General features: G+C 39.6%; 17 protein-coding genes. 8 read left to right on the forward strand and 9 right to left on the reverse strand.

What is annotated here, in order from left to right; genetic code table 11:
- Together rpmF and M9R32_RS04365 are read right to left on the reverse strand one after the other, a co-directional pair.
- Nucleotides 1-174 (reverse strand): 50S ribosomal protein L32, encoded by a 174-nt coding sequence (gene rpmF, locus M9R32_RS04360; protein WP_016427787.1) that lies wholly within the window; start codon nucleotides 172-174, stop codon nucleotides 1-3.
- 24 nt (nucleotides 175-198) lie between these two features.
- On the reverse strand, nucleotides 199-729 hold the full coding sequence (locus M9R32_RS04365; protein WP_269925513.1) for a YceD family protein: 531 nt from the start codon (nucleotides 727-729) through the stop codon (nucleotides 199-201).
- A 125-nt stretch (nucleotides 730-854) separates the two neighbouring features.
- On the opposite strand from M9R32_RS04365, the gene M9R32_RS04370 reads away from it, so the two are divergent.
- Nucleotides 855-2,066 carry a nucleotidyltransferase gene (locus M9R32_RS04370; protein ID WP_269925514.1) on the forward strand — a complete coding sequence of 404 codons (1,212 nt, stop codon included), beginning with the start codon at nucleotides 855-857 and terminating at the stop codon, nucleotides 2,064-2,066.
- A gap of 86 nt (nucleotides 2,067-2,152) precedes the next feature.
- Here the strand turns inward: M9R32_RS04370 and M9R32_RS04375 are convergent, their stop codons facing one another.
- A complete protein-coding gene (locus M9R32_RS04375; protein WP_269925515.1) occupies nucleotides 2,153-3,202 on the reverse strand; it encodes a SepM family pheromone-processing serine protease in 1,050 nt (349 codons plus the stop codon).
- Nucleotides 3,203-3,341: 139 nt separating this feature from the next.
- On the opposite strand from M9R32_RS04375, the gene M9R32_RS04380 reads away from it, so the two are divergent.
- A complete protein-coding gene (locus tag M9R32_RS04380; protein WP_269925516.1) occupies nucleotides 3,342-4,196 on the forward strand; it encodes a hypothetical protein in 855 nt (284 codons plus the stop codon).
- 656 nt (nucleotides 4,197-4,852) lie between these two features.
- Here the strand turns inward: M9R32_RS04380 and coaD are convergent.
- Nucleotides 4,853-5,338, reverse strand: coding sequence for a pantetheine-phosphate adenylyltransferase (gene coaD, locus M9R32_RS04385; RefSeq protein WP_269925517.1), 486 nt, complete (start codon nucleotides 5,336-5,338; stop codon nucleotides 4,853-4,855).
- Entirely contained in the window at nucleotides 5,331-5,900 is a 570-nt protein-coding gene (gene rsmD, locus M9R32_RS04390; RefSeq protein WP_269925518.1) for a 16S rRNA (guanine(966)-N(2))-methyltransferase RsmD, read from the reverse strand. Before rsmD ends, coaD begins: the two co-directional genes overlap by 8 nt.
- 117 nt (nucleotides 5,901-6,017) lie before the next feature.
- Here rsmD and M9R32_RS04395 point away from each other — a divergent pair, with 117 nt between their 5' ends.
- Complete coding sequence (locus M9R32_RS04395) at nucleotides 6,018-6,407, forward strand: DUF7147 family protein (RefSeq protein WP_269925519.1); 390 nt, start codon at nucleotides 6,018-6,020, stop codon at nucleotides 6,405-6,407.
- A gap of 1 nt (nucleotide 6,408) precedes the next feature.
- On the opposite strand, the gene M9R32_RS04400 is transcribed toward M9R32_RS04395, so the two are convergent.
- A complete protein-coding gene (locus tag M9R32_RS04400; protein ID WP_269925520.1) occupies nucleotides 6,409-6,681 on the reverse strand; it encodes a YlbG family protein in 273 nt (90 codons plus the stop codon).
- 130 nt (nucleotides 6,682-6,811) lie between these two features.
- Here M9R32_RS04400 and M9R32_RS04405 point away from each other — a divergent pair, with 130 nt between their 5' ends.
- Nucleotides 6,812-7,720 (forward strand): glycerophosphodiester phosphodiesterase family protein, encoded by a 909-nt coding sequence (locus M9R32_RS04405; RefSeq protein ID WP_269925521.1) that lies wholly within the window; start codon nucleotides 6,812-6,814, stop codon nucleotides 7,718-7,720.
- Nucleotides 7,721-7,805: 85 nt separating this feature from the next.
- Here M9R32_RS04405 and M9R32_RS04410 read toward each other — a convergent pair whose 3' ends face one another.
- Nucleotides 7,806-8,255 (reverse strand): YlbF/YmcA family competence regulator, encoded by a 450-nt coding sequence (locus M9R32_RS04410; protein WP_269925522.1) that lies wholly within the window; start codon nucleotides 8,253-8,255, stop codon nucleotides 7,806-7,808.
- An 87-nt stretch (nucleotides 8,256-8,342) separates the two neighbouring features.
- Between M9R32_RS04410 and M9R32_RS04415 the strand changes: the two genes are divergently transcribed.
- Nucleotides 8,343-8,831, forward strand: a complete 489-nt coding sequence (locus M9R32_RS04415) for a PaaI family thioesterase (protein WP_269925523.1) — start codon at nucleotides 8,343-8,345, stop codon at nucleotides 8,829-8,831.
- Here M9R32_RS04415 and M9R32_RS04420 read toward each other — a convergent pair.
- A complete protein-coding gene (locus tag M9R32_RS04420; RefSeq protein WP_269925524.1) occupies nucleotides 8,802-10,277 on the reverse strand; it encodes a UDP-N-acetylmuramoyl-L-alanyl-D-glutamate--2,6-diaminopimelate ligase in 1,476 nt (491 codons plus the stop codon). The genes M9R32_RS04415 and M9R32_RS04420 overlap by 30 nt on opposite strands.
- A gap of 112 nt (nucleotides 10,278-10,389) precedes the next feature.
- Between M9R32_RS04420 and M9R32_RS04425 the strand changes: the two genes are divergently transcribed.
- Nucleotides 10,390-11,133: an amino acid kinase family protein gene (locus M9R32_RS04425; protein WP_269925525.1), complete on the forward strand. Its 744-nt coding sequence runs from the start codon at nucleotides 10,390-10,392 to the stop codon at nucleotides 11,131-11,133.
- Here the strand turns inward: M9R32_RS04425 and M9R32_RS04430 are convergent.
- Entirely contained in the window at nucleotides 11,127-12,203 is a 1,077-nt protein-coding gene (locus tag M9R32_RS04430; RefSeq protein ID WP_269925526.1) for a CAP domain-containing protein, read from the reverse strand. The genes M9R32_RS04425 and M9R32_RS04430 overlap by 7 nt on opposite strands.
- 151 nt (nucleotides 12,204-12,354) lie before the next feature.
- Here M9R32_RS04430 and M9R32_RS04435 point away from each other — a divergent pair, with 151 nt between their 5' ends.
- Complete coding sequence (locus tag M9R32_RS04435; protein ID WP_269925527.1) at nucleotides 12,355-12,720, forward strand: YugN family protein; 366 nt, start codon at nucleotides 12,355-12,357, stop codon at nucleotides 12,718-12,720.
- A 104-nt stretch (nucleotides 12,721-12,824) separates the two neighbouring features.
- Nucleotides 12,825-13,883 carry a sporulation integral membrane protein YtvI gene (gene ytvI / locus M9R32_RS04440; protein ID WP_269925528.1) on the forward strand — a complete coding sequence of 353 codons (1,059 nt, stop codon included), beginning with the start codon at nucleotides 12,825-12,827 and terminating at the stop codon, nucleotides 13,881-13,883.
- Nucleotides 13,884-14,025: the final 142 nt, after the last annotated feature.

Consider the following 14,025-nt stretch of genomic DNA (forward strand, 5'->3'; position numbering starts at 1 on the left):
TTATTTGCTCAATACTTCTTTCCCTTTGTATTGTCCGCATGATTTACAAACATGGTGAGCCAATTTTGATTCACCACAGTTTGGGCAAGCTACCATACCAGGTAGGGATAATTTGAAATGCGTACGACGTTTTCTTTTTACTGTTTTAGAAGTCTTTCTAAACGGTACAGCCATTGGTGGCACCTCCTTACAGATCGTTTATTCGTCTGTTTGATCAAAATACTTTGCTAAATCAGCAAGTCTAGGATCCGATTTTTTAGGTTCATTTTCTTCTTTCGCAGACAATTCCTCATCTGTTAAGTACGACCAGTTTTTGCCGCCAGCAATCGGTTGATGCTCAGCATCTTCCTTAAACACTTGCATAGGGATTTCTACTAGAATCAATTCTTCAAATACAGGGTCGACATTAACAACATCGCCTTCTACATAATGAATATCTCCATCGTCTTCCTTATGTGCTTCTGACCAACTAAAAATCTCATCTGTTTGAATATCAAACGGATACTCAACATCTTCCCAAGTGCGAGCACATGGTAAAGTGAGGGTGCCTGTCAGTTGAAAATGACAAGTCATTTGCGCTGCACCAAATGTGCAGTGCCCTTTTACATGAACGGGTGAAATTTTCCGGATGTCCGGGTTACGTTCCATCACTTCATCCAATTGAATCGTTTCATCAATTGGCATCCCGTCATGGCGATATTTAGATAGTTGATGAATTGCCCATTTCATTCGTTTATCACCTCAAGACAACAAAGTTGATTATATAATGCAGGAAATTAGATGTCAAGATAATTTCTTGTCACTCCTTTTTTAGACCCGTATAATCGAGAGTAGATGATAAGGGGGTCACAATCTTGAAAGCAACTGGTGTAGTCGTAGAACATAATCCGTTTCATAACGGACACTTCTATCATATCAAAGAATCTCGCAAGAAAACAGCCGCAGATATTATTATTGCTGTCATGAGCGGAAATTTTTTGCAACGAGGGGAACCTGCCCTTGTGGATAAGTGGTGCCGGACTGAAATGGCCCTGAAAGCTGGCGTGGATATTGTCATTGAGCTACCTTACGTTTTTGCTACCGCACAAGCCAGTGACTTTGCGCGTGGTGCCATTACGCTACTAGAAGCCATGGAATGCGATGCCTTTTGTTTTGGAAGCGAGGAAGGCACGATCGAACCTTTCACACGCTCCTACGAGGTCCTAACTACTCAACAAGAGGCTTACCAAAATTCGATCAAACAATACATGAATCTTGGATTAAGTTATCCGAAGGCTTTGAACGAAGCCTACGCTGATATTACAAAAGACTTGAACTTTTCATTTGTGGACTTATCTAAGCCCAATAATATTCTCGGATATCACTATATCGAAGCTGCCTTTCACATGAAGGCACGCATTCAGCCTGTAACTATTCAACGAATCGTAGCAAATTACCATGATGATGTCGATCAGAACCAATCCATTGCAAGCGCTACAGGCATTCGTAAGGCGCTTTTTGAGGAAGGCTCTCTTGAAGCATTGGAAAAGTTCATGCCACAGACGTCATTGGATCAACTGCTTAAATGGAAAGACTCTGTTAGTGTATTTGGCAGCTGGCAACAGTTTTGGCCCCTCCTTCGACACACAATCATTCGATCTTCCATACAAGATCTTGCTTCTTTCGCCGAGGTCACGGAAGGCATTGAGCATTTAATCTACGAGGCGGCTAAAGAAAGTGAAACTTTTGAAGAATTTATGATTAGAGTAAAATCGAAGCGTTATACATGGACTCGCATTCAACGTATGCTTACTCATATTTATACTGGCTTTAAATGGGAGACCCTTAAAGAACATCCGAAACCGACCTACTTACGAGTTCTAGGCATGACACAAAATGGACAGAAATATTTAAGTGAAAAGAAAAAAAACCTTTCATTACCACTCGTCAGTCGAGTTGCAGCAACAAAAGATTCTTTACTGGAAATAGATATTCGTGCTTCTGATTTATATCAGTTGGGATTACAATCATCAAAAATTAATACCCCGGTTGGGATGGACTATCGAAAACCACCGATTATTTTATAAATTTCTACTAAACGGTTGTTATAATGCGAAAGTCGAACTTTCTTTTCTCTAAAATCAACCGTAAAAATTAACACAGCATTTTATCATCATTTTTTCGGCTTAAGTTGATTTAAGTAAGCAAGTGCGTCATCCACTGTTTTAACGGGCACGATTTTCATCGTCGTGCCTATTTTTTCTGCCGTTTCTTTAGCATCCAAATAATTTGAACGGAGGGAAGGATTATTTTTCAATACTTCTTCAGGCAATTCATCGTCTGGTGCAAAGAAAATCTCGATATCTTCTTTATCGGCAGCAATGACTTTCAAATCAATTCCACCGATTCGTCCAACTTCCCCATTCTCCTGCATCGTTCCTGTACCCGCAACCTTATAACCTTTGGTTAAATCTTCATCCATCAATTGATTTAAAATTTCCAGTGTAAACATCAGTCCGGCGGATGGACCTCCGATATCATCAGCTTTGATATTCACTTTTGGTGTCGTAGTAATTTCTTTATCATCTGTGAACGTGATACCTAGACCGGCTCGGCTCTCATCAGTCGGGATAGGCTTCAACTCCACTTCAACGGAATCTTTTTCTCCGTCACGATCTACGATTAAGATAACCTTATCTCCTAACTTCTTTTGTTTCAAATAATCAATGATTCCTTGTTGTGCGTCACTTTTTATATCATCAATTTGTAAAATACGATCTCCCGGACTAAGAAGACCGTCTGCCGCTCCATTCGGCAACACATTTAAGACAAATACGCCTTTGGTTTTAATTTCATATGGTTTACCCGCTTTTTCAAATGCCACTTGGATTGCACTAAATTGAGATTGTGACATCAAGTGGAGTTGTCGAACATTATACTCTTCCTCATCCTCATCAGGATTTCTTACTTGATTAGTCTGCAATATTTCTTGGTGTTCGGATACTTTTGCCCAGGCATAGGTAAGAGGCGTCGCTTTTGCTAAAGCGATAGTCATTAAACTCATCGTTCCCTTATCATCTTCATCCCCACCTTCGATATTAACAAGTGGTTCAAGAGGATATGCTCCTCCAGGCTTTGTAATGTAAGCATCGACGGGATAAACCGTCGCGCTGATCAGTATAATACAAACAATAAAAAAGCCAATCGTACTTTTCTTTGGCATGCACCCTCACCTCCATGATGACAAGCATTCTTTTTGCATATACATAGTGTAGCACTTTCACTTTACTTCTGACAAAACGGTTGAAACGGGGAAATTTCGCATGCTACATAAGACCAATTTATTCATATGTTGGTTTCTCATGACTTTGTTTATATTCATGCCAGGGATAGCCCATCAAGGTGCACAGCTGGGACTGCAGGTTTTTCTTAAACGTCTGCTCCCTTATTTATTACCTTACTTAGTGGTTTCTCAATGGCTATTGTATGAACTGTACAAAAAAAATAAATGGCAGTCCCATGTTGGAAACAGCATTAAAGTTTACGCGATTGGAGCATTTGGTGGATTTCCTACAGGTGCCGCAACTATTTCGACCTTGTCGCAAGCTAGCATGATTAGTAAACGTCATGCAAGTCACTTACTAGGGATTTGTCATGCGCCTAGCCCAATGTTTGTGGTAGGCGTGGTTGGAAGCCAATTTTTGTTATCTGCAAACACAGGCATTCTATTAATGGTTATTTTACATACGATTAATTTATTATTTTTAGTTTTTCTTCATGTTTTCGTTCCTTTACCAACCATTTCTAAAAACGATTCCATTGCCAAACCTGTTACTTCTCCTTTAAGTGAAGGGATCCATCAAGCTGCTTCCATTTTACTTTTGGTTGCCACAACCGTGGTCTTCTTCACGACAGTAAGTACTGTTATCAGAGAAATCATGGGAATGGTTTTTAATGGGATCCCTCATCAAGTAACGGTATTTATCTATTCGCTTTTTGAAATGACTGCAGGACTTGAGATTGCATATCAATTGTTTAATATGTCGACCTTTTTCCCGATATTGGCCGTCATCATTCTTTCGTTCAATGGTTTAAGTATACATATGCAAATCATGGTGTTGGCGAAAACAGCGAAACTTTCATTAAGACCCTACGTCGTTTATCGACTGATTCATTTTCTATTATTTGTCGGCAGTTGTTATGTATTACTTTTCTAAAAAGAGATAGTTACCACTGCAGAAACCATATAAAAGCAACCTTTCCTCTTAAAAGCTAGTGCTCACATTAAGTGAAAAATAAAATGAATCACGCAGAAATGCGTGATTCAGATGACAAAACGATATTAATTCATATAACAGTAAAAAGTGAGAGTACTTTTTTGCCCTCATTCAAAAAGAGAAGGTGGTCGGGTATTTCTTTCGCTTTCCGCGGACGAAACGCAAGCCTCCTCGGCTCAGCTGTCTCTGACAGCTGAGCCTGTGGGGTCTAGCTTGTTCCGTTTTTTCCGCAGGAGTCTTCAGAAAAAACCGACCACTTTCCTTCTTAAATAGTTTCTGTTGATTGGAGTGGAGGCGGCGGAAAACAACTGCTCCTGCGGTTACTCGTCACAAAGATATTGGTCATTCGACCAATATCTTTTCAGCGGGAACAGCACGAGCTGAAGGCCCCGGAAGTTATGAAGGAACGAAGACTAAGAACGCCACTTCCTGTGGCAACGTCTTCGTGACCAACATCCTGTTGGCCCGAGGAGACTGAAGCCGTGCCCGCGAAACGCGTCCGCCGCAAAGGAAATCAACATTTTCTTACGTCGGCACTTTTAAATATAATCATATTAATGTTTGTCTACAGTCTGAATCAGGCAGAAATGCGTGATTCATTCAAATCCAAATTTCATTTTCAAGGCTGTTTCCACAGGCTTAGGTACCAGTTCGGAAATATCTCCGCCATATTTGGCTACTTCCTTGACGATGCTGGAACTCAAAAATGAATATTGGTTATTCGTCATAATAAAAAATGTTTCGATATTGTCGTCTAATACACGGTTCATGGACGTGATTTGCATTTCATATTCAAAGTCGGATACAGCTCTTAATCCACGTACAATGGCATGAGCGTTAACACTCTTTGCATATTCAACGAGTAAGCCAGAAAAAGAATCCACACGGACATTCGGCAATTTTGCAGTCACTTCACGAATTAAATCCATCCGTTCTTCAATTGAAAAGAGTGGTTTTTTAGAGGAATTATTTAAAACGACAACATGGATTTCGTCAAATACAGAAGCACCTCTTTTGATAATATCTAAATGACCGAATGTAACCGGATCAAAGCTTCCCGGTACGACTGCAATTTTAGTCATGGTGTTTTCCTTCTTCCTGTCGATAAATCGAAATAATAGTACTGCCATAAAGTTCTTGTCTTGTTAGAGTAAATGACCCATATGTATTTGGCAAATCTACGCCTTTTTCGTGTTCACACAATATAATTGCATCATCAGTCAATAAGTTTTTTTCCACGAACTGGTCAATTAATTCGTAATAGCCCACTTTTTGATAAGGGGGATCTAAAAACAGCAAATCGATACGGGCTTGTCGTTTTTCCAATGCCTTGATTGCACGTGTCGCATCTGCCTTATAAACCTCTGCACGTTCATCCAGTTTACATTTCTTCAGATTTTCATGGATCGTTTGAATCGCACGCGGGTCTTTCTCAATAAAGATACATGTCTCTATACCACGACTGAGTGATTCAATCCCGAGTCCCCCACTTCCTGCGAATAAATCCACAGCAAGCCCTCCATCAAAGTATGGACCGATCATATTGAAAATAGATTCTTTCACTTTATCAGTTGTTGGTCGTGTACCTGCACCCGGCACCGCTTTTAAAGGGAGACCTTTTTGTTCTCCGGAAATTACTCTCATGATGTTCCTCCTTCACCGATTCATCGGTTATGAAATAGCCATTGCTGACTTTTTTTACATATGCTTCACGGAACAAGCCGTGATAAGATGGCTATTGAAAGGATGTGTTATTTTCTCATGATTCAACGCTTTATTGAACTTGGAGAAGGTTATAGCGATATTTATGAATGGTTAGAGTTATTAAAAACAAATGAGCACCGTTTTCACCGTGTATGTATTTTGACATCTGTATCGAATGACGTCAAAAAATTAAGCGTAGCACTTATATTGAAACCTGTAGATGAAAGTAAATTCACGCCAATCTATTTCTGTCGTGAAGGTATTGAATATTCGGCGGTGAAAACAAGTAAACGTATCCAATTAGTCGAAAAGACGCTGCAGGAAAGAAACTATTCCCCACACCGTCTTGAAGTTAAGCATTCATCTTATTTTGCAGAACCCGCTTTGTACCATCAGTATTTAATCGGGTTATTTAGGTTGCATCACATTTTGCCGCCTCTAAGCTAGATTATAATCCCGTTTTGTAATCATATTCCTTGGCTTTGTCCGGTTTAGAATTTTCATATTCAGTTTTGACAAACGGTCTATAGGACGGGCTGACTTCTTTAACAAACGGGAGTTTTAGTAATTTCGTTGAGATCGCTTCAATTTGATCAAGGTCGCAATACATTACGACATACTTTAATTTTCGGGAAATATATTGAACATGTCCATATTTCCTTAGCGATTTAGCTTGTTTTAAATGATGTACATATACAACTAATCCTTGTCGTTCATTCATGCGAGTTCCCTCTTTTCTTAATTAAAAGAATACCATATGGAAGAAAACGTTCGCAACCGCTTGAAGCTGACAGTTTGCTATACTTTCCTTTATAATGGGTAAAGCAAGTTTGCTATAGGAGGAATTAGACATGGGAAAGAAAACGAAAGTAGCAATCGCGATCGCTGCAGCTGGGGCTGCTGCTTGGGCAGGCTCAAAAGCCATCTCAAAACCTCAAAAACGTGAAGATAAAGAAGCGCTTCAATATGAGCATCCGATTATTTTAGCTCATCGCGGAGGATCTTTAATTGCTCCAGAAAACTCAATGGCCGCTTTCAAAAAAGCCGCTGAACTAGGAGTCCATGGATTCGAAATTGATATTCGATTAACAAAAGATGAAGAAATCGTGGTTTTCCATGACGAATATGTAGATCGTACCACTGATGGTGCCGGTCGTATTGCAGATATGACGCTATCAGAACTCAAAGCTTTTGATCTGGGATACCAGTTTATTAATGAGCAGCAAGAATATGAGTTCCGCGGACAAGGTGAAACGATTATTACCCTTCGTGAACTGTTTGAAGAGTTCCCACAAATGTTGATCAATATCGATATGAAGGATTCTCCTGAAACATATGAAGGAAGTCTAATCCCTTCAAAATTATGGCGTTTGATAGAAGAACTTAGCGCTCAAAACCGTGTAGTTGTAACGAGTTTCTATGACGAGCAAATCGATCGTTTCAACTTATATGCACAAAATACAGTTGCACTTGGAGCAGGAGAAAACGAAGTCCGGAAAGCTTATTCTGCCTACACTAGTCAGTTCGGACATTTATATCACCCTCGTGCAGACGTCGTTCAAATTCCTGTGAAATCAGGTGTCTTCCCTCTTGATGGAGAAGGTTTCATCAACTTTCTGACCAAACTGAATGTTCCTGTTCACTACTGGACGATTAATGACCCTCAAGTAATGGAGAGACTACTGAAATCAGGTGCTAAAGGAATTGTTACAGACCGTCCTGATTTAGCGATTACATTATTGGCTGATCGGTTAGCATAAGAAAAAGGATGTGCACAATACGCGCACATCCTTTTGTTATGTCTGTCTCTAAGGTGCAGACGCACACTAAGATCCAATCTTTTATTTAAGCTGAACAGCCACAAGATCCACCAGTTCCACAACTTCCTGTACTACAAGAAGATGCTGCCGCGAAGAACGGATTGCTGACTGGGACCTTAACGGATTCAGATACAGTTTTGCCTATGAGTAAGCTGACTTCATCCAACAAATCTTGCAATTCATTTTCAGCCAGTTTTAAATTAGCGACACGTTCATTCATATCAAGTGCGCGTTTTTGTACTCGAATTGACTTCATCACGTGTTGATAGTCAGGATGATACTTTCCGAAGCGTTGAACATCTTCATATTGTTCTTTTAAACGAGAAAAAGAAGCGATTTGTCTTGTTAATAATTCGTCTGTGTAAACAGCGAAATATGCTTCTTTGAAGCGTTCTGCTTGCTCGGAGGATAAAATCATCTGAGTTAAACTATCACCTTCATCCATGATATTTGCCCATTCTGATGTCATCATCATCGGACATTCCTCCAATCTGTTCCTATCATAACAGATTGGACAAAGAAAATAAAAGACCTGTATTTGCTAAAAGTTAGGAGAAACAACATGAAAAATAACGTACGTAATCAGCTCGAACACATTTTGAATCAAGCGTCAAACGAAGATATCTCAACTTTATCAAAGTGGCTGGAAGGCTTCGAAAAGAAGCAAAGCGGAGATCTTTCCACTTATTTAGGTGCCACATTGCATATGGAAAAGAAATTAAGCGATGATTCATGCACGATATCCATTCCTATAACTCCGTATATTCACAATACTCTTCATATCCCACACGGTGGTATTTTGGCAGTCATGCTTGATACCGCAATGGGAGTCCTCGCAAATCATTCACTATCTGAAGAATTTGCTGCAGTAACAATGAACTTATCGATTAATTATTTAGCGACTGCAACGGAAGGTCACCTACATGCACATGCGACATTTTCACACAAAGGCCGTCAGACTATGGTGGTTACAGGTGAAATCACCGATGACAATGGCAAGAAACTTGCGGTTGGAAATGGATCATTTTTCGTAGTTCCACGTAACCGGTAAAGTCGATAATTTTTCAAGAACAGTTTGCTCATCTGAAAAAGGTAAAATCTGATTTCCAATGTGTTGTGTCGATTCGTGACCTTTACCTGCTATACACAGCAAATCTCCCGGCATGCAATGAAGAAGCGCTTGTTCAATCGCAGCTGCTCTATCTATTTCAATGTGAATCCTCGAAGTCTCCGGCAAATTCTCAACGATTTGCTGGCAGATTTTCAGTGGATCTTCTGACCGGGGATTATCTGATGTTACCCATACCCTGTCTGCATATTTTGACGCAATCTCCCCCATTACACTTCTTTTTGCTTGGTCACGATTCCCTCCACAGCCGAATACCACAAGTAACCGTCCTTCGGTTATTGCTGCTGCTGAAGATAGAAGATGCTCCAAAGCTTCTGGTGTATGTGCATAATCTATGACAACTTGAAAAGGTTTTTTCAAGATAAATTGAAATCTTCCTTGGGGCAAATAGATGTTAGGGAGTATTGGAACAATTGATGACATTGGAATACCCATTTGACGAACAGTCCCAATGGCAGCTGCTATATTTGATATGTTATAGACTCCTGTAAAACCAACTTCCACCGAATGGCCGTTACTACTGCCTTCGTCAAATACTTTCACATTCATGGAGAGTGGTTTGATTTCCTCCAGTTGAACGTATTTTTCTCCAAACCACTTCAGTTCTTTCTTCGATTGTTTTCCTTTTTCCAACCAAAAAGAATCATCTTCATTCACAACGAGTTTTTGGGTTAAATCCATCAATTTGCTTTTTGCTTTTTTATAGGCCTCGATGCCTTCGTGATCTTCCAGATGATCATGTCCAAGATTTAAGAAGACTCCTTGGTCAATGGAACAATGGTCCAGTCGGTGCTGTGCCAATCCCATCGATGAAGCTTCAATGATTACATGGGTAATATTCATTTTTATCAGTCGAGCGAAGGTTTGATGAAGATGAGGAGCTGACCAACTAGTTAGAGAAGGGACATTTTCTTCAACACGTATACCATTAACAAACAGTCCAAGTGTGCCAATTACAGCTGTTTGGAACCCAAGCAATGACAGAATTTGACCAATCAGATGACTGACGGTTGTTTTGCCATTAGTCCCAGTTACTCCAATCACATGCAAATTTTTTGAAGGTTCGCCATAGATACGGGAACATGCATGAGAAAGAAAGGTTCTTGTATTTGGTACGATACCAAATGCAACCTCTCCACACATTTCTTCATATTTCCGATCTTCTGCAATAATGCAGACAGCCCCTCTTTCTATTGCCTCTTTTATAAAAGTAGCACCATTGACATTTTTTCCTTTAATGACGACAAAAACATCTCCAGCTTGAACTTCTCTCGAATTTTCTTTAACCCCACTTATGAATTCATTAAATGATCCATGCAACCAAGTACATGGCCAATCTTTTAATAAATCGGCAATGACCAAAGTCATTGTACCCCTCCTACACAAAATGAAATTGACCGAATACATTACAGTCAAGGTACGTTCATCGTATGTAAGCATGCGGGAAAATGTCACTCATGATTAATAAGGAGCGGGTTTAATGATTGTGCAGAAATTCGGAGGCATCGCGATGAGAGACGCAGCATCGCGGGAAGTATGTATTCAACATATTAAAGAAGGCTTAGCAAAATATAAATCGGTTCTTGTCGTTGTTTCAGCAATGGGGCGTCATGGTGACCCCTATTCCACCGATACGCTGATACGGCTAACAGACGCGTTTCAAATAGCACCTGAATCTAAAGATGTTGCTGCAATATGCGGAGAGCTACTCGCCTCCTCCGTATTATCAGCTGAATGTTTAAAGCAACAAATTCCTTGTCAATTAGCTTATGGTATTCAGGCAGGTATCTACACGGATGACCACTTTGGGGATGCTTCCATAATTAAAACATCAAAAAAAGTAATTGAAGAATTGTTACAGCATGTGCCCTGTGTCATCGTACCAGGATTTCAAGGAATTACGACAGACCATCGTTTCACGACACTTGGACGCGGAGGAAGTGATTTAACCGCGATTGTATTGGCTTCGTTATTTGAAGCTGAGGCTGTCGAATTTTATAAGGATGTACCAGGTGTCATGTCTGGTGACCCTAAAAATAATGAAAATGTATATAAATTATCCAAGGTCTCCTATCAAATGCTTCAAAAGCTTTGTGAAACAGCTAAACATCCACTAATACAAAAAAAAGCAGTGGACATGGCGGCTAAGCACCATATACCACTGCATATTCGTCCATTTGGTTCATCTGAAGAAGGCACATGGATTAACTCCCATGTTCATTGATCTTCTAGACGATCCCTCTGTCGTTTCACAAAGTTTTGGGTATAGTATTTACCGAACGTCCCAACACCGAGATGCGTAAAATCTTCTCTTAGCAAAACTTCCCTATGATCGGCAGAATTCAACCAACCATGAACTACTTCTGCTGAATCATAATAGTTAGCAGCTAGATTTTCAGCGGCACTGTCATAAACGATTTGCTCCTCTGCCAAACGGTCTTCCAAGTCACCGTATTCCGGTGACTCATGTGAGAAATAATTTTGCAAAGCCATATCTTCACTATGTTTACTTGCAACGATACCGAGAGCGACATCTTCTATAACTGTTCTTACAGAGTGTCGTGAACGATATACATTGGTCAGATCCAAAATCTGACGTTCATTTGTTTCATCAATAGATTTTTGCATTGTCGTTGAAGGTACTTCAGAGGCTAAGTAGTCTCCTTTGTATGTCATTTCATATGGTTGATGGAGAACAAGTGTCTTGGGATCGGTAAAACGGATAGCTTCCACTTCCCTATCTTCTTCATCCACATAGATTTGTGCAAACAGCCCATTAAACTTTACTAATAAACGGTTTTTCATATCTTGATCATTTATTGTGAATGTATAGACATTTGTATCAATTTGGACGGTTATTTCCGATTCAATTATTGTAAAACGGTATAAATCATCTATGGATTGCCCAACTTGATAAGGGGAGGCATCCAGGCTCTCTCCTGCAATGTATACTTGATTAATGGTTTCCCCGTTAACGCCAACCATCAAATATGAATCGAATGCCTTATTATACACCCACCATTCATAACCGAATGCGGAAGGCTCGATTCGGTCAGGTTCCCCAAATGAATTCACCATTTTTTCTGTGTGTTGACCAATAAGTGTCGATAGCCCTTTTTCGGGTCGAGGAATTGAGTCTTTCCCGGACGGGGCTGTTAAGTTTTCCTGAGGCAATGCTTGACCCTTAGGACCTGGAGCTTCCAATAAATCATTTTCTTGAACAGTTTGGTCGGAATAAAAAATGACAGTCATGATAATTGCTAATAATATTAAAATTCGAACCAATACTTTCAATAAGACAACTCCTCACAAGGAAAATGATGAGTCTATTATATCAGTGTAAAGCGTATTGACACAATGTTGTCATTGCAACAGATGCAAAATTGCACTATTATAAAATGGAACGCGTTACTTAGGGTAAAGCATGTATAAGGAGGACGATTTTATGTATTTTGAAAACACAGGTATTGAAAATACAGCAGCTGATCTAGAATTATTAGATGAAATCATGTTAAATCATGGTCTTGTACGTGAAGGACAATGGGATTACGAACGTGTAACGTATGACAAAAAATACGAAATTAAAGAAGGCACATTCTATTTACGTATTTTCGGCTTCACTAAAGATGGCGATGTTGGCGCTCACGATGCAGTCATTACTTTGATGAAACCAGTTGTAGGTAAGCATTACTTCCCACATGGTGTTGAATATGGAGATCAAGAAGTCTTCCCAGCACATTTGGTTAAATCTTGTCAGCAAACATTGGCTGCTGTTAAAGCAGATATCAATGCTTTTGAAATTCGCGCATAATAGAAACGCCGAAGAATATAATTTCTTCGGCGTTTTTTCTATAGCTTTTCAAATTGGTCTTTGTTGTCTATACTTATACAATATGGAAAAATGAGGTGTTGCTGATGCCCAAATGGATAACTAAGAAGTTTTTAATTATTGCTCTATTGATTTTACTGTTTATCCTCTTTTTAACCTTTGTACTTCCGCTGGCTATACCTATTCTTTTAGCTCTACTGACTGCTTTTTTACTTGAACCTCTTGTTAAATTGAGCAAAGAGAAGTTTAAATGGAATCGAAAAACGGCCGTTATTACCGTCTTCATACTATTCTTATTAATCATTACAGCTACTTTGTATTTGTCGATAACCCAATTGGTTGGTCAAATCATACAACTGACGAAAATCGCACCTGATTACTTCAATACACTGTCTTTGTCATGGATGAATGTACAAAGCAAATTATTCAGTTTTACTCAGGGTATGCCGATCGAAGTGGTCTCTTCAATCAAGAATGAATTAGATGAATTTTTGAAATTCATGCAGGAAGCCATACTGGGGATCGTAAGCTACGATAGCATCAGTAAGTTGCTCACAGGGATACCTAATTTCTTAGTCAGTTTTATCGTATACATAATCACGCTATTCCTGTTTATGTTAGACTTAACGGATTTAAAGAAAATGGTCTTTCGTCATCTAACACCTGCAACTGCTGAAAAAGTTCGTTTTATGACTTCCCGATTAAATTCGGTCATCTTTGGATTTGTGAAAGCCCAACTACTCGCGAGTCTATTCATTCTTGTAGGTAGTTTTATCGGTCTATTATTTATTGCCCCAGAATACGCTATCATTATGTCTATCGTAATTTGGATTATCGATATTATTCCGATACTAGGTTCAATTGCCATCGTCGGTCCATGGTCCATCTACCAATTTATCATTGGAGACGTCGCGATGGGAACAAAACTGGCGATATTGGCTCTGGTGTTACTTGTCATCCGTCGCGCAGTAGAACCTAAGTTAATGGGTTCACAAATCGGGCTTTCCCCTCTAGCCACATTGATTGCGATGTTTATCGGTTTACAAATATTTGGATTCCTTGGATTGATCATCGGTCCATTTGTCGTCATTATTTTTACAACGGCGAAAGAAGCCGGGATTATCAAAACTAATTTCAAACTATAAAAAAAGCCAATCGCCCATATTAAATGGTGATTGGCATTTTTTATATTAATCTCCGTTAGAGGATATTGTTGATTTTTCGTTCCATGCGGACGGTCCACTAGCCTTTGTTCATTTATGATGCTCCTGCGGTTACTCGTCGCAA

This window comes from Paenisporosarcina quisquiliarum (assembly GCF_027563315.1).
Lineage (GTDB): Bacteria > Bacillota > Bacilli > Bacillales_A > Planococcaceae > Paenisporosarcina > Paenisporosarcina quisquiliarum.